Raw genomic sequence first — 13,775 nt, 5'->3', positions numbered from 1 at the left:
GTTTTTAAAGAGCACATCGCAAGACCGCTACCACCTTACCGCCGTCTTGCGTCGCTGCATCAGCAGCAGAGAAACGAAATTATGAAGAACGTTTCTGAATCTGTCAACAAGTTTTTGAAGCTTTTCTTATTGACCCAGCCTGACTTCAGCTGTTCGACTTAAAGCAAACGGGTCGTGCAAACATCGCACGACCCGTCGACGTAAGTCTTGGTGCCGGCTGCAGGACTCGAACCCGCCACCTGATGATTACAAATCAACTGCTCTACCAGATGAGCTAAGCCGGCGAAGGACGAGATTCTACTTCATTTAACGACTTTGAGGTGAGACCGCGCGGGCGATTTCGCCGCGTCGTCATCGGCTCCGGCTTGAGGCTCGTCGTGCGACGAAGCCGCAGCTGAACCCGCGCGTTCGCTCGCAGGTTCCTGGACCTGTCGCGTGTCGCGCTCGACCGGTCGCGACACGACGGGAGCGCTTGCCGGCTCCGAGCTGGAATGGGCCGAAGGCTCGACCGGAAATGCCATCCCCTGCCCGTTCTCTCGTGCGTAAATGGCGAGCACGTTCGCAACCTGCACTTCGATCTTGTGCGACTTGCCGGAAAATCGCGCGCTGAACTCGATCCACTCGTTGCCCATCTGCAGCTGGCTCGTCGCCTCGAAACTGATGTTCAACACGATCTCGTCGTTGCGCACGAACTGCCGCGGCACGCGCGTGGCGGCATCGACCCGCACGGCGATGTGCGGCGTGAATCCATTGTCCGTGCACCACTCGTACAGCGCGCGCAACAAATACGGCTTGGTGGAAATCTCTTGCATCAACTTTCCTCTGCCGGAGCGCAGCCGCGCGAAACCCGCGCCGCCGCGTCCCAACGCACTCAAACTATCGACGCATCACCTTTTCGGAAGGCGTCAGCGCTTCAATATAAGCCGGGCGGCTGAAAATCCGCTCGGCGTACTTCATCAACGGTGCAGCATTCTTCGACAACTCGATGCCGTAGTGATCCAGACGCCACAGCAGAGGCGCGATCGCGACGTCGAGCATCGAAAACTCCTCGCCCAGCATGTACTTGTTCTTCAGGAAGATCGGCGCGAGTTGCGTGAGGCGATCGCGGATCGCGCTGCGCGCCTTCTCGTGGTTCTTCTCCGCGGCCTTGCCCTTCTCGTTCTCGAGCGTGCCGACGTGCACGAACAGCTCCTTCTCGAAGTTCAGCAGGAACAGGCGCGCGCGAGCGCGCTGCACCGGATCCGCCGGCATGAGCTGCGGATGCGGAAACCGCTCGTCGATATATTCGTTGATGATATTCGACTCGTACAGGATCAGGTCGCGCTCGACGAGGATCGGCACCTGGCCGTATGGGTTCATCACCGCGATGTCTTCCGGCTTGTTGAACAGATCGACGTCGCGAATCTCGAAATCCATGCCCTTTTCGAACAACACCAGCCGGCAGCGCTGGGAGAACGGGCAAGTAGTGCCGGAATACAGAACCATCATGTTTTTAAAGTTCCTTCAGTAAACTCGAAGGGCCGGCCGCGGCGCTTCCCCCGCGGAAAGTGCCGTCGCGCCGACCCACGCCGTCGAAGGCGCGCTATTTGATATCTTTCCAGTATGCCGCGTTCAGGCGCCACGCGAGGAAACTCAAGAGCGCCAGGAACAGCAGAACCCAGACGCCGAGCCGCTTGCGCGTCTGCTGCGCGGGTTCCGACATCCACGACATGTACGAAACGAGATCGGCCACAGCAGAATCATAATCCACGGATGACATGGCACCAGGCGTTACCTGAGTGTAACCCACGAATCTTCTTACCTTTTCGCCGGTCTTTTCGTCCGTATCCGTCTCGAATTTTGCATCCCGGATGCCCTGAAGCGTCCACAGCACGTGCGGCATGCCGACGTTGTCGTAGACGCGGTTGTTCCAGCCGGTCGGCCGCGTCGGATCACGGTAGAAACTCCGCAAGTACGTATAGAGCCAGTCCTTGCCGCGCGCCCGCGCCTCCACCGACAAATCCGGCGGCGACGCGCCGAACCACGCTTTCGCGTCTTCCGGGCGCATGGCGATCGACATCGTGTTGCCGACCTTGTCCGTCGTGAACAGCAGATTTTCCTGAATCTGCTTTTCGGTGATGCCGAGATCGCTCAGCCTGTTGTACCGCATCAGGTTCGCGCTGTGGCAGTTCAGGCAGTAGTTTACAAAGATTTGGGCGCCGTGCTGCAAGGACGCGAGATTGTCCGTGCTATCGGGCGCCCGATCGAGCACCGCCTCTTCCTGCGCAAACGCCGGCGCCGCGCCGAACGCGAGCAGCGTCGCGCCGATCATCGCTATTGTAGAGAGCCATTTTTTCATCGTATTTGTCTCCGGACTTGAGCTCAGTGAGGTTTGTAATGCACTCGCTCAGGCGGCGTCTTGAATTTGCCGCGCGGCGTCCAGAAAGGCATGCCGAGGAAGAACGCGAAGTAGATCAGCGCGCAGACCTGCGCGATCAGCGTCGCGGCCGGCGACGGTGGCCGCGTGCCCAGGAAGCCGAGCATCAGGAACGCGAACACGAAAATCGCATAGAAGACCTTGTGAAACAGCGGTCGGTAGCGGATCGACTTGACCGGACTGCGGTCCAGCCACGGCAGGAAGAACAGGGAGACCACCGCCGTTCCCATCACCACCACGCCCCAGAACTTCGATTCCGTCAGCGCCATGAAAATCAGCACGAGGACGGCGAGCACCGGCAAGCCGAGACGCCACTTGCCGCGCGCGCGCAGCAGGGCGAGCAAGCCGAGCACGGCGATCACGATCATCAGCACGATCTTGAACGGATCGGTGGTGGCGCGAAGCATCGCGTAGAACGCGGTGAAGTACCACACCGGCGCGATTTCCGACGGCGTCTGCAGCGGATTGGCCGGCACGAAGTTGTTCGCTTCGAGGAAGTAGCCGCCCATTTCCGGCGCGAAGAAGATGATCGCCGCGAAGATCAGCAGGAACACGCACACGCCCATGAAGTCGTGCACCGAGTAGTACGGATGGAACGGAATGCCGTCGAGCGGAATGCCGTTCGCGTCCTTCTTCGCCTTGATCTCGACGCCGTCCGGATTGTTCGAGCCGACTTCGTGCAGCGCGACCAGGTGCGCGACCACGAGACCGATCAGCACCAGCGGAATGGCGATCACGTGGAATGCGAAAAAGCGGTTCAGCGTGACGTCGGACACGACATAGTCGCCGCGAATCCACAGCGACAGGTCCGGGCCGATGAAGGGAATCGCCGAGAACAGGTTCACGATCACCTGCGCGCCCCAGAACGACATCTGCCCCCACGGCAGCAGATAGCCGAAGAACGCTTCGGCCATGAGGCACAGGAAAATTGCGCAACCGAAAATCCACACGAGCTCGCGCGGCTTGCGATACGAGCCGTACATCAGCCCGCGGAACATGTGCAGATACACGACCACGAAGAACATCGACGCGCCCGTCGAGTGCATGTAGCGGATCAGCCAGCCCCACGGCACCTCGCGCATGATGTACTCGACCGATGCGAACGCGAGCGTCGCGTCGGGCTTGTAGTTCATCGTCAGGAAGATGCCGGTGACGATCTGGTTGACCAGTACCAGCAATGCGAGCGAGCCGAAGAAGTACCAGAAGTTGAAGTTCTTCGGTGCGTAGTATTCGGAAACGTGTTTCTTCCAGGTCGAGGTCAGCGGAAACCGGCGATCGATCCAACCGGTCAGGCCCGTTGTCTCTACTTCCTTTTCTGCGCTAGCCATTTAAGCCTCTCCCTTTTCGTCCTTGCCGATCACGAGTTGCGTCGCGGATGTGAACATGTATGGCGGCACGTCCAGGTTCTGCGGCGCAGGCTTGTTCTTGAAGACGCGGCCCGCCATGTCGTAGGTCGAGCCGTGGCACGGGCAGAGGAAGCCACCCGGCCAGTTATCGGGGAGATTGGGTTGGGGACCTTCCTGGAAACGCGGCGTCGGCGTGCAGCCCAGATGCGTGCACACGGCAACGGCCACGAAGATGTTCTTGTGGTCGGCACGCGAGCGATACTCGTTGTTGCAGTACTCCGGCAACGGCATCGTGAATTCCATCTTGGACTTCGGGTCCGCCACTTCGTTGTCGGCCTTCTTGACGTCGGCCAGCATTTCATCGGTGCGGTTCACGATCCACACCGGCTTCCCGCGCCAGGCGACGGTCATCATTTCGCCCGGCTTGAGTCCGCTGATATCGACCTCGACGGGCGCGCCCGCCGCCTTGGCCTTCTCCGATGGAGCAAACGAACCCACGAAAGGAACTACGGTTGCCACAGCTCCGAAACCACCTGCTGCGGTCGTCGCAATCAGCCAGGTACGGCGACCGCCGTCGACGCGTTTTTCATCCTTGTCTCGCATCACACGCCCCACTTCTGAGTTGGATTTATACCGTCACATCAGTTGTTCCGCCGCTAGTGTGCGCGAATGGAGTTGGCATTTACAAGGCCTCGCTAGCAAAAATCACTCGAAGTGATTGATGCTTCAGGGTTTTCCCCCACGTTTTCCGCGCAATCTCATGAAGCATTCATTTAAGGCAACTGCAAGCACAGATAATCGCCGAACCGGCTTGAAGACGCATTAAACCGGATTATCGATATCGATAAAAAGATGCTCGATATCGAACTGCTCGGACAGGTGCGTGCCCACCGCCTGCACGCCGTAGCGCTCCGTCGCGTGGTGGCCGGCCCCGACGTACGCCACGCCGGATTCCGCGGCGATATGCATCGTCTGCTCGGAGACTTCGCCGCTCAGATACACGTCCGCGCCGGCCGCGATGGCTTCGTCGAAGTAGCCTTGCGCGCCGCCCGTGCACCATGCCACACGCCGCAACTCCTTGTCCGAATCGCCGAAGACGAGCGGCTTGCGTCCGAGCGCATTCTCGACCACTGCGCTGAAATGCGCGAGCGAAAGTGGCATCCCGAGCGTCGCGACCCAGCCGAGATCCTGATCGGCGAAACGACCATCCGCGATCAGGCCGAGCCGCGCGCCAATCTGCGCGTTATTGCCTAGTTCCGGATGCGAATCGAGCGGAAGATGATATGCAAAGAGGTTGATGTCATTGGCGATCAGCGTGCGCAAACGTCCATGCTTGCGTCCCGTGATCTGCGGCGTCTCGTTGCGCCAGAAGTAGCCGTGATGCACGAGCACGGTGTCCGCGCCCCATTCGAGCGCGGCTTCCAGAAACGCCAGCGAGGCGGTCACGCCCGTCGCGATCTTCTGAACGCGGCGCGCGCCTTCAACCTGCAGACCGTTCGGGCAATAGTCCTTGAAGCGGCCGATTTCCAGCAGATTGTTCAGATACAATTCGAGTTCGATCCGATCCATGAAATCCTCTATCCCTTCAAATGCTTAGACGCTTCTGGCTATTTTTTGCCCAAGCGGTCACCGTGCTTTTGGCCCTGATGTTCATCATCGCGACCTTGAAACCGCAGTGGCTTCAACGTCAGGGACAATTCGGCAAGCAGCTTGCCGAGCCGATCGTCGCGCTGCGGGAAGTGGCGCCGAGCATCGGCTCGCGCCCGCTTCAGTCGTCATATGCCGAAGGCGCGCAGAAGGCCATGCCCGCGGTCGTGAACGTCTTCTCCAGCAAGGACGGCAACCTGCCGCCCGACCCGCGTGCGAAAGACCCACTGTTCCGCTACTTCTTCGGCGACAAGAACAAGCGCAAGAGCGACGAGCCGCCCGCGTCGAATCTCGGCTCCGGCGTCATCGTCAGCTCGGAAGGTTACATTCTAACGAACCAGCATGTCGTCGACGGGGCGGATCAAATCGAGGTCGCCCTGGCCGATGGTCGCACGTCGAGCGCGAAAGTGATCGGCGTCGATCCGGAAACCGACCTCGCCGTGCTGAAAATCAACATGACCAACCTCCCGAGCATCACGCTCGGCCGGATGGACCAGACGCGCGTCGGCGACGTCGTGCTCGCGATCGGCAATCCGTTCGGCGTAGGCCAGACGGTCACGATGGGCATCGTGAGCGCGCTCGGGCGCAATCACCTCGGCATCAACACGTTCGAGAACTTCATTCAGACCGATGCGGCCATCAATCCCGGCAACTCGGGCGGTGCGCTGGTGGACGTGAACGGCAATCTGCTCGGCATCAACACGGCGATTTATTCACGAAGCGGCGGCTCGCTCGGCATCGGTTTCGCCATTCCCGTGTCGACGGCGCGCAGCGTGCTGGAAAGCATCATCACGACGGGCACCGTGACACGCGGCTGGATCGGCGTCGAGCCGCAGGACGTGACGCCGGAGATCGCCGAATCGTTCGGGCTGGATCAGAAGTCCGGCGCGATCGTCGCGGGCGTGCTGCAGGGCGGCCCGGCGGACAAGGCGGGCATCAAGCCGGGCGACATCCTGGTGTCCATCGACGACGACACCATCACCGACACGACCCGCCTTCTCAACGTCGTCGCGCAGATCAAGCCGGGCACGTCGGTGAAGGTTCACCTGATGCGCAAGAACAAGGAGCTGGACGTCAACGTGATGATCGGCAAGCGTCCGGCGCCGCCGCGCGCGCCGCAGATGCCGGATGAAGACCAAGGCGATCAGGGTGACCAGGGCGACGAATAAGGCACGGTGTCCGTGAAGCAAAAAGGCAGCTTCGAGTGATCGAAGCTGCCTTTTTTGTATTTGAGATTCGCCGTTTTCCGACTCGCGGACGCGACAATAGGCCGCACCTACTTTGCCGCCGCTTCCTCGCTCTTGACCCCTTCCTTGCCGATCGTCAACCGCGCCGCGATGATGCCCGCCTCATAAAGAATGACGAGCGGGATCGCGAGAATCAGCTGCGAGAAGACGTCGGGTGGCGTGACGACCGCCGAAATGACGAACGCGCCGACGATCACATACGGCCGGATCTGCTTGAGCTTCTGGATCGACACCACGCCCATGCGGGCGAGCAGCACGACGACGATCGGCACCTCGAACGTCACCCCGAACGCGATGAACATGGTCAGGACGAAGCTCAGGTAATTGTCGATATCCGTCGTCATTTCCGCGCCGAGCGGCGCGTTGTAATGCGCCATCACGCGGAAGATCGTCGGGAACACGACGAAGTAGGCGAACGCCATGCCGCACAGGAAGAGCGTGTAGCTGCTGAAGACGAGCGGCGCGACGAGCTTCTTTTCGTGCTGATACAAGCCAGGCGCGACGAACGCCCAGATCTGATACAGCACGATCGGCAGCGCGATCACGAGAGCGACGAGCATCGTCACCTTCATCGGCACGAAGAACGAGCCGGTGACGTCCGTCACGATCATCTTGCCGTCGCGCGGCAGGTTCTGCATCAGCGGACGCGCCAGCAGCTTGAAGATGTCCGGCGCCCAGTACACCAGCGCGATGAACACCACGATGACCGAAGCGCCCGCACGGATGATCCGGTCGCGCAATTCGACCAGATGCGAAATGAACGTCTCTTCGACGGGCTCTTCTTTAGTGTGTTGCGGGTCGCTCACGCCGGCCCTCGGTAGGAATCATCGATGGAAGTGCGGCTCTCAGAAAAACTTCGTCGGCCGGCGCAAGGTGGCGGGCGTATGGCGAGCGACGCGCGCCGCACCCGATTGAACCCGCGTGCGCTGCGCGGTCGTGCGCTTGTACCAGTTGGGAACCGCGCTCTGCTTGACGCGCCAGTTCTTGCGTTTGGGGCGCGGCGCCGGCGCGCTGTCCCACGGCTTGTCGGATGCGGCGCTGTCCGCCGATTCGGCCACCCCGCCGGCAATGCTCGGCGCGACCGACGTGCCCTGGTTCCACGCATCGTTCAGTTCAGACTCGTGGCGGCGCAGGGTGTCGTGAATCGACGACTCGACGTTCGATGCCGCGCTTTCGAACTCGGTGCGCATCTTCTTCAGCTCATCGAGCTCCATCTCGCGCGCCACTTCCGACTTGACGTCGTTGATGTAGCGCTGCGCACGCCCGAAGAGCGCCCCCGCCGTACGCGCGACGCCGGGCAGGCGCTCCGGCCCGAGGACCACCAGCGCCACGACGCCGATGACCGCCATTTTGGTCAGACCGAGATCGAGCATGGAACGAGAAGTGGATGGTTGCGGTCTGCGGCCGGATTAACGGTAATCGCCCGAGCGGGACTTGTCCTTCGCTTCGACGTCCACCGCGCCGTTGCGCGGCAGTTCGCGCTGATCGGTCGAATTTGCCGGCGTTTCGCCTTCGCGCATGCCTTCCTTGAAACCTTTAACCGCGCCGCCCAGATCGCCGCCGATATTACGCAGTTTCTTCGTACCGAAAACGAGCGCCACGATCAGCAGAACGATCAACCAATGCCAAATGCTTAACGAACCCATGAATGAAAACTCTCCGTGATTCCGCCCCGATTGAATGTGGGTGCGGAAGTTCGGCCTTGCGGCCTGAGTCGAGACAGATCACCTCAACTGTCAACTATCGATTTTGCTCGCCCAATATTTCATTGGAAAGGAGAATGACCACAAAGATTGCGGCATCAGCCCATCCGGCGCCAAGGACGCTCGCCGGCCAGCAAATGCGCGTGGATGTGATACACCTCCTGCCCGCCGCCCGGACCGGTATTGATTACCGTGCGAAAGCCCGTATCGCCTCCCGTGTAGGACACGCCCAGATCTTTCGCCAAACGTCCGACGAGACTCACCATTCTACCAAGCAGCGGAGTGTCACTTTCTGTGCAGTGCGAAAGCGTCTCGATATGCTTGCGCGGAATCACCAGCACGTGCACGGGCGCAGCCGGATTGATGTCGTTGAAGGCGACGAACTCGTCGTCTTCGTAGATCTTCGTGCTCGGAAGCTGCCCAGAGGCGATCTTGCAGAAAATGCAGTTGTCTTGACTCATGAAATTCCGTGTCTCTCGTTGCCGGGCCTGATAGCCACGCCTGGATCAGAACCACGCGCGCGGTTCGATCGTCTTGTTTTCGTAGAGGAACAGCCAGCCCTTGATGATGCGATAGAGCGTCCAGATGCTGACCGCACCGAGAATCAGGAAGCCGACGCCGACCCAGAGCAGCGCGAAGCCGATCACGTGGCCCAGCACCGCCCACCAGAACGTGCGGATCTGCCAGGTGAAGTGATCCTCATACGGCGTGCCGACGGCATCGCCGCGCTTGATGTAGTTGAGGATGATCGCGACCAGGCCGGTCAGTCCGCCCGTCAGCCAGTAAACGGCGTACAAGGCGTATAGAACATGCGTGAACGTGCGCAGGCTGCGCAGACGCTCCGGGTCGGTCGAATTCTGAATCACAGGCGGCGGGTATGGTTCGTAAGGCCGGTTCATGCTTGCCCTCCTTGGCTTGAAGCGAGCTGCTCGTCAGCCGCCGTTCTGCTCGCGCTCGCGCGATTTACGCAGCGCTTTTTCCTCGATTCCCGACAAGCCTTCGCGCCGCTCCAGTTCCGCGATGACCTCGGCAGGGCTCAGGTCGAAGTGCGACAGCATCACGAGACAATGAAACCATAAATCGGCGACTTCACTGACGAGCGCCTTGGGCGCGCCGCCGTGGCGCGCGTCTTTCGCTGCGAGCACGACCTCAGTCGCCTCTTCCCCGATCTTTTTCAGGACCGCGTCGTCACCTTTATGAAAGAGTCGGGAAACGTAGGATTGTTCCGGATCGCCGCCCTTGCGGCTGTCGATGACGGAGGCGAGGCGCAGCAGCGTGTCGAGCGTGTTGACTTGCGTCATTTGTAGATGCTTTCTGGGTCTTTCAGGACCGGCTCGACAGCGATCCACTCGCCGTTCTCCGCCGTGCCTTCGAATTTGTGGAAAAAACAGGAATGGCGGCCGGTGTGGCACGCGATGCCCGACACCTGCTCGACCTTGAGCAGCACGACGTCCTCGTCGCAGTCGAGGCGCACGTCGTGGACGTGCTGAACGTGCCCCGATTCCTCGCCCTTGAACCACAGGCGCTGGCGCGAACGCGAGAAATACACTGCGCGCTTCAGTTCGATGGTCTTCGCGAGCGCCTCGCGGTTCATCCACGCGAACATCAACACGTCGTTGGTCGAGGCTTCCTGCGCGATCACCGGCACGAGGCCGTTCGCGTCCCACTTAACCTTGTCGAGCCAGGTCGCCGATGTGTTCAACTCGTCGCTCACAGCTTACGTCCTCACCGAAATGCCCTGATCGGCCATGAAGCGCTTGGCCTCGCCGACCGTGTGCTCGCCGTAGTGGAAGATGCTCGCGGCGAGCACGGCGTCCGCGTGCCCCTCGACGATGCCGTCCGCCAGATGCTGCAGCGACCCGACGCCGCCCGACGCGATCACCGGCACCGGCACCGCGTCCGACACGGCGCGTGTCAACGCGAGATCGAAGCCGGATTTGGTGCCGTCACGATCCATGCTCGTCAGCAGGATCTCACCCGCGCCGAACTCGGCCATCTTGCGCGCCCATTCGATCGCGTCGATGCCCGTCGCCTTGCGCCCGCCATGCGTGAAAACTTCCCAGCGCGGCGCTTCGCCATCCGCGGAAACGCGCTTCGCGTCGATCGCGACGACGATGCACTGCGAGCCGTGCTTGTCCGACGCGTCGCGCACGAGCTGCGGATTGGCGACCGCCGACGAATTCATGCTGATCTTGTCCGCGCCCGCGTTGAGCAGGCGGCGCACGTCTTCGACCGCGCGTACGCCGCCGCCGACGGTCAGCGGAATGAACACCTGCGATGCGACCGCCTCGATGATCGGCAGGATGAGATCGCGCTGATCGGAGGTCGCGGTGATGTCGAGGAACGTGAGTTCGTCGGCGCCCTGATCGTCGTAACGCCGCGCGATTTCGACGGGGTCGCCCGCGTCGCGCAGTTCGACGAAGTTGACCCCTTTGACGACGCGGCCCGCGGTCACGTCGAGACAGGGAATGATGCGTTTTGCGAGAGCCATGTTCTTGCCACTGCCGGTTCGATACGAAGTGAGGGCGGCACACGCCGCCCGGCTTGCTTCAGGATGCTCGCGCAAGAGCGAAAAACCAGGAGCTTAGGCGCCGTCCGCTTCGCGCAGCGCGTCGGCGCGCGTCTGGGCGGATTGGAAATCGAGGTCGCCGGAGTAGATCGCGCGGCCGCAGATGACGCCTTCGATGCCTTCGCCCTCGACTTCGCAAAGCGATTCGATATCCGCGATGCTCGACAGCCCGCCGCTCGCGATCACCGGAATCTTCACCGCCTGCGCGAGGCGCACGGTCGCGTCGATGTTGATGCCCTGAAGCATGCCGTCGCGGCCGATGTCGGTGTAGATGATCGACTCGCAGCCGTAGTCCTCGAACTTGCGGCCGAGGTCCACGACTTCATGGCCGGTCAGCTTGCTCCAGCCGTCGGTGGCCACCTTGCCGTCCTTCGCGTCCAGCCCGACGATGATATGTCCCGCGAACGCCGTGCACGCGTCCTGCAGAAAACCGGGATTCTTCACCGCCGCCGTGCCGATGATCACGTACGCGAGGCCGTCGTCCAGATAGCGCTCGATGGTTTCCAGGTCGCGAATGCCGCCGCCCAGTTGCACGGGAATCTCGCCCCCCACTTCATCGACGATTGCGCGGATGGCGTCGCCGTTCCTCGGCTTGCCCGCGAATGCCCCGTTCAGATCGACGAGATGCAGCCGCCGCGCGCCGCGATCGACCCAATGTCGGGCCATTGCTGCCGGATCTTCTGAAAAAATGGTCGCCTGGTCCATATCGCCCTGCTTGAGGCGCACGCACTGACCGTCCTTAAGATCGATGGCCGGAATGAGCAGCATAGGTATCGCGTATTTTCTGGGTGAAGTTGATCAAAACGGCGCGCGCGTGGTCTGGTGCCTTTCCGCGAGCCGTCTCGCTAGTGTAGTACAAGTCTTGCAACGGTCATGCGCACGTCGTGATAGGCGAAAACGCTAGCGTGCGCGCCGTTTCACGGGTTCCAGTGCACGAAATTGCGGTACAGGCGCAATCCGGCGTCGGCGCTCTTCTCGGGGTGAAATTGGGTCGCGAAGATGTTGTCGCGTGCCACCGCCGACGTGAACGCATCGCCGTACACCGTTTCGCCCGACGTATGGGCCGGATTGTCCGGCACGACGTAATAGCTGTGCACGAAGTAAAAAAACGCGCCATCCGCGATGCCGTCCCAGATCGGGTGCTGCAGCGTCTGACGGACGCGGTTCCAGCCCATCTGCGGCACCTTGAAGCGCGAGCCGTCGTCCTGCAGCAGGCCCTCGAGCCGGAAGCGCACGACCTTGCCCGGCAAGAGGCCCAGGCCCTTCGTGTCGCCTTCCTCGCTCCAGTCGAAGAGCATCTGCTCGCCGACGCACACGCCGAGCATCGGCTTCTCGCGCGCCGCCTGCATCACCGCTTCCTGCAGGCCCGATTCGGCAAGATGCGCCATGCAGTCGCGCATGGCGCCCTGACCGGGCAGCACCACGCGATCCGCCGTGCGAATGCCTTCGGGCTGATCCACGATCGCCACATCCGCCTCGGGAGCAGCCTTTTTCAGCGCCTGGTACACCGAGCGCAGGTTGCCCATTCCGTAATCAACAATCGCAATCGAAGTTTTCATTTCAAAGATGGCATCAAGGCCTTCAACCCGTTGACGATGAACTCCACCGCCAACGCGGACAACATCAAACCCATGAGACGCGTGCCGATATTGATTCCCGTGCGCCCGACCCAGCGCGCGATCGGCTCGGCGAGATTCAGCGCACCGAAGCACAGCCCCGCGATGATCGCGCCCAGCACGACGAGCCCGAAGCGGTCGTACCAGTGCTGCGCACTGGCAGCATAGACGATCACGGTGCTGATCGAGCCGGGGCCGGTGAGCAGCGGAATCGCGAGCGGCACGACCGCGACGCTGTTGCGCTCCTCCGCTTCCATGCGCTCTTCCGGCGTCGAGCGCGCGTTGCCGATCTGCGCGTTCAACATGCTGATCGCCATGAGCAGCATGATGATTCCGCCGCCCACTTCGAACGACCCGACCGAAATGCCGAAGAACGCGATGATCTGCTGGCCGAGCAGCGCCGTCACCGCGATCACGCAGAACACCGAAATGGACGCGACGCGAATCGTGTTGCGCTTTTCCGTATCGGATTGCTGCGCGGTCAGGCTGAGAAAAAACGGTATCGCGCCGACCGGATTGATCAGCGCGAGCAACGATATGAACGATTTGAACAGATCCATCGCGGGCTGCCATCCGTGCGCGACGCGCTGGTTTCGGTCATGCGCCGAACCGGCGTCGGTCGATCAGAGGCTTCCTTTGGTGGAGGGAACCTGCCCTGCCGCGCGCTCGTCGACTTCGACGGCCATGCGCAGCGCGCGGCCGAACGCCTTGAACACGGTTTCGACCTGGTGGTGCGCGTTGATGCCGCGCAGATTGTCGATATGCAGCGTCACGCCCGCGTGATTCACGAATCCGCGGAAGAATTCGATGGTGAGATCGACGTCGAACGTGCCGATGCGCGCGCGCGTGAACGGCACGTGGAATTCGAGACCGGGACGCCCGGAAAAATCGATGACGACGCGCGAGAGCGCCTCGTCCAGCGGCACGTACGAGTGCCCGTAGCGGCGAATGCCCTTGCGCTCGCCGATGGCCTTCGCCACCGCCTGCCCGAGCGTGATGCCGGTGTCTTCGACGGTATGGTGATCGTCGATATGGAGGTCGCCATGCGCTTCGATGTCGAGATCGATGAGCCCGTGACGGGCAATCTGGTCGAGCATGTGATCGAGGAACGGGACGCCGGTGGCGAGCTTCTGCTTGCCGGTGCCATCCAGATCGAGCTTCACACGGATCTGCGTTTCGCTGGTGTTGCGAACGACTTCCGCAATGCGCATGGTGATTCCTTGAGACTTGA

The 13,775-nt window shown here is 61.5% G+C and carries 19 protein-coding genes and 1 tRNA gene; 1 reads left to right on the top strand and 19 read right to left on the bottom strand.

The features are described from left to right. Window positions 1–208: 208 nt before the first annotated feature. From AWB83_RS30230 to AWB83_RS30200, 7 genes are all read right to left on the bottom strand, one after another. Window positions 209–284 (bottom strand) — tRNA-Thr (locus AWB83_RS30230). A gap of 18 nt (window positions 285–302) precedes the next feature. Beyond that, window positions 303–812, bottom strand: a complete 510-nt coding sequence (locus AWB83_RS30225; RefSeq protein WP_087049307.1) for a ClpXP protease specificity-enhancing factor — start codon at window positions 810–812, stop codon at window positions 303–305. Between the two features lie 64 nt (window positions 813–876). Then, entirely contained in the window at window positions 877–1,488 is a 612-nt protein-coding gene (locus AWB83_RS30220) for a glutathione S-transferase N-terminal domain-containing protein (RefSeq protein WP_008344155.1), read from the bottom strand. Between the two features lie 94 nt (window positions 1,489–1,582). Further along, complete coding sequence (locus AWB83_RS30215; RefSeq protein WP_087049300.1) at window positions 1,583–2,338, bottom strand: cytochrome c1; 756 nt, start codon at window positions 2,336–2,338, stop codon at window positions 1,583–1,585. Between the two features lie 23 nt (window positions 2,339–2,361). After that, window positions 2,362–3,744 carry a cytochrome b gene (locus AWB83_RS30210; RefSeq protein ID WP_087049299.1) on the bottom strand — a complete coding sequence of 461 codons (1,383 nt, stop codon included), beginning with the start codon at window positions 3,742–3,744 and terminating at the stop codon, window positions 2,362–2,364. Continuing rightward, window positions 3,745–4,365 (bottom strand): ubiquinol-cytochrome c reductase iron-sulfur subunit, encoded by a 621-nt coding sequence (gene petA, locus AWB83_RS30205; protein ID WP_087049298.1) that lies wholly within the window; start codon window positions 4,363–4,365, stop codon window positions 3,745–3,747. 219 nt (window positions 4,366–4,584) lie between these two features. Further along, on the bottom strand, window positions 4,585–5,331 hold the full coding sequence (locus tag AWB83_RS30200; RefSeq protein ID WP_087049297.1) for a Nif3-like dinuclear metal center hexameric protein: 747 nt from the start codon (window positions 5,329–5,331) through the stop codon (window positions 4,585–4,587). A gap of 20 nt (window positions 5,332–5,351) precedes the next feature. Between AWB83_RS30200 and AWB83_RS30195 the strand changes: the two genes are divergently transcribed. After that, window positions 5,352–6,578 (top strand): S1C family serine protease, encoded by a 1,227-nt coding sequence (locus AWB83_RS30195; protein ID WP_087049296.1) that lies wholly within the window; start codon window positions 5,352–5,354, stop codon window positions 6,576–6,578. A gap of 107 nt (window positions 6,579–6,685) precedes the next feature. Here AWB83_RS30195 and tatC read toward each other — a convergent pair whose 3' ends face one another. The 12 genes from tatC to hisB all read right to left on the bottom strand — a co-directional run bounded on the left by tatC (window position 6,686) and on the right by hisB (window position 13,755). Beyond that, window positions 6,686–7,462 carry a twin-arginine translocase subunit TatC gene (tatC, locus tag AWB83_RS30190; RefSeq protein ID WP_087049295.1) on the bottom strand — a complete coding sequence of 259 codons (777 nt, stop codon included), beginning with the start codon at window positions 7,460–7,462 and terminating at the stop codon, window positions 6,686–6,688. A 39-nt stretch (window positions 7,463–7,501) separates the two neighbouring features. Next, on the bottom strand, window positions 7,502–8,029 hold the full coding sequence (gene tatB / locus AWB83_RS30185) for a Sec-independent protein translocase protein TatB (RefSeq protein WP_087049294.1): 528 nt from the start codon (window positions 8,027–8,029) through the stop codon (window positions 7,502–7,504). Window positions 8,030–8,065: 36 nt separating this feature from the next. Then, on the bottom strand, window positions 8,066–8,302 hold the full coding sequence (gene tatA, locus AWB83_RS30180; protein WP_035506614.1) for a Sec-independent protein translocase subunit TatA: 237 nt from the start codon (window positions 8,300–8,302) through the stop codon (window positions 8,066–8,068). A 155-nt stretch (window positions 8,303–8,457) separates the two neighbouring features. Beyond that, window positions 8,458–8,820: a histidine triad nucleotide-binding protein gene (locus AWB83_RS30175; RefSeq protein ID WP_087049293.1), complete on the bottom strand. Its 363-nt coding sequence runs from the start codon at window positions 8,818–8,820 to the stop codon at window positions 8,458–8,460. A 45-nt stretch (window positions 8,821–8,865) separates the two neighbouring features. After that, window positions 8,866–9,258, bottom strand: a complete 393-nt coding sequence (locus AWB83_RS30170) for a DUF4870 family protein (protein WP_087049292.1) — start codon at window positions 9,256–9,258, stop codon at window positions 8,866–8,868. Between the two features lie 33 nt (window positions 9,259–9,291). After that, a complete protein-coding gene (locus tag AWB83_RS30165) occupies window positions 9,292–9,660 on the bottom strand; it encodes a phosphoribosyl-ATP diphosphatase (protein ID WP_087049291.1) in 369 nt (122 codons plus the stop codon). After that, entirely contained in the window at window positions 9,657–10,073 is a 417-nt protein-coding gene (hisI, locus tag AWB83_RS30160; protein ID WP_244197927.1) for a phosphoribosyl-AMP cyclohydrolase, read from the bottom strand. The genes AWB83_RS30165 and hisI overlap by 4 nt, the downstream gene beginning before the upstream one ends. 3 nt (window positions 10,074–10,076) lie before the next feature. Next, a complete protein-coding gene (gene hisF, locus AWB83_RS30155; protein WP_087049290.1) occupies window positions 10,077–10,850 on the bottom strand; it encodes an imidazole glycerol phosphate synthase subunit HisF in 774 nt (257 codons plus the stop codon). Between the two features lie 93 nt (window positions 10,851–10,943). Beyond that, window positions 10,944–11,696 (bottom strand): 1-(5-phosphoribosyl)-5-[(5-phosphoribosylamino)methylideneamino]imidazole-4-carboxamide isomerase, encoded by a 753-nt coding sequence (hisA, locus tag AWB83_RS30150; RefSeq protein WP_087049289.1) that lies wholly within the window; start codon window positions 11,694–11,696, stop codon window positions 10,944–10,946. 149 nt (window positions 11,697–11,845) lie between these two features. Continuing rightward, entirely contained in the window at window positions 11,846–12,487 is a 642-nt protein-coding gene (gene hisH, locus AWB83_RS30145; RefSeq protein ID WP_087049288.1) for an imidazole glycerol phosphate synthase subunit HisH, read from the bottom strand. Continuing rightward, window positions 12,484–13,104: a YchE family NAAT transporter gene (locus AWB83_RS30140; protein ID WP_087049287.1), complete on the bottom strand. Its 621-nt coding sequence runs from the start codon at window positions 13,102–13,104 to the stop codon at window positions 12,484–12,486. Before AWB83_RS30140 ends, hisH begins: the two co-directional genes overlap by 4 nt. 63 nt (window positions 13,105–13,167) lie before the next feature. After that, on the bottom strand, window positions 13,168–13,755 hold the full coding sequence (gene hisB / locus AWB83_RS30135) for an imidazoleglycerol-phosphate dehydratase HisB (protein ID WP_087049286.1): 588 nt from the start codon (window positions 13,753–13,755) through the stop codon (window positions 13,168–13,170). Between the last annotated feature and the right edge of the window lie 20 nt (window positions 13,756–13,775).

The organism is Caballeronia ptereochthonis (assembly GCF_001545075.1).
Classification (GTDB): domain Bacteria; phylum Pseudomonadota; class Gammaproteobacteria; order Burkholderiales; family Burkholderiaceae; genus Caballeronia; species Caballeronia ptereochthonis.
The sequence above is the reverse complement of the archived record's forward strand: the minus strand, read 5'-3'. Positions and strand labels throughout refer to the sequence as shown.

What these genes read in the sequence shown, in the direction of transcription:
- AWB83_RS30225 (WP_087049307.1), bottom strand. Translation starts at nt 812, where the DNA reads ATGCAAGAGATTTCCACCAAGCCGTATTTGTTGCGCGCGCTGTACGAG.
- AWB83_RS30220 (WP_008344155.1), bottom strand. Translation starts at nt 1,488, where the DNA reads ATGATGGTTCTGTATTCCGGCACTACTTGCCCGTTCTCCCAGCGCTGC.
- AWB83_RS30215 (WP_087049300.1), bottom strand. Translation starts at nt 2,338, where the DNA reads ATGAAAAAATGGCTCTCTACAATAGCGATGATCGGCGCGACGCTGCTC.
- AWB83_RS30210 (WP_087049299.1), bottom strand. Translation starts at nt 3,744, where the DNA reads ATGGCTAGCGCAGAAAAGGAAGTAGAGACAACGGGCCTGACCGGTTGG.
- petA (WP_087049298.1), bottom strand. Translation starts at nt 4,365, where the DNA reads ATGCGAGACAAGGATGAAAAACGCGTCGACGGCGGTCGCCGTACCTGG.
- AWB83_RS30200 (WP_087049297.1), bottom strand. Translation starts at nt 5,331, where the DNA reads ATGGATCGGATCGAACTCGAATTGTATCTGAACAATCTGCTGGAAATC.
- AWB83_RS30195 (WP_087049296.1), top strand. Translation starts at nt 5,352, where the DNA reads ATGCTTAGACGCTTCTGGCTATTTTTTGCCCAAGCGGTCACCGTGCTT.
- tatB (WP_087049294.1), bottom strand. Translation starts at nt 8,029, where the DNA reads ATGCTCGATCTCGGTCTGACCAAAATGGCGGTCATCGGCGTCGTGGCG.
- tatA (WP_035506614.1), bottom strand. Translation starts at nt 8,302, where the DNA reads ATGGGTTCGTTAAGCATTTGGCATTGGTTGATCGTTCTGCTGATCGTG.
- AWB83_RS30175 (WP_087049293.1), bottom strand. Translation starts at nt 8,820, where the DNA reads ATGAGTCAAGACAACTGCATTTTCTGCAAGATCGCCTCTGGGCAGCTT.
- AWB83_RS30170 (WP_087049292.1), bottom strand. Translation starts at nt 9,258, where the DNA reads ATGAACCGGCCTTACGAACCATACCCGCCGCCTGTGATTCAGAATTCG.
- AWB83_RS30165 (WP_087049291.1), bottom strand. Translation starts at nt 9,660, where the DNA reads ATGACGCAAGTCAACACGCTCGACACGCTGCTGCGCCTCGCCTCCGTC.
- hisF (WP_087049290.1), bottom strand. Translation starts at nt 10,850, where the DNA reads ATGGCTCTCGCAAAACGCATCATTCCCTGTCTCGACGTGACCGCGGGC.
- hisA (WP_087049289.1), bottom strand. Translation starts at nt 11,696, where the DNA reads ATGCTGCTCATTCCGGCCATCGATCTTAAGGACGGTCAGTGCGTGCGC.
- hisH (WP_087049288.1), bottom strand. Translation starts at nt 12,487, where the DNA reads ATGAAAACTTCGATTGCGATTGTTGATTACGGAATGGGCAACCTGCGC.
- AWB83_RS30140 (WP_087049287.1), bottom strand. Translation starts at nt 13,104, where the DNA reads ATGGATCTGTTCAAATCGTTCATATCGTTGCTCGCGCTGATCAATCCG.
- hisB (WP_087049286.1), bottom strand. Translation starts at nt 13,755, where the DNA reads ATGCGCATTGCGGAAGTCGTTCGCAACACCAGCGAAACGCAGATCCGT.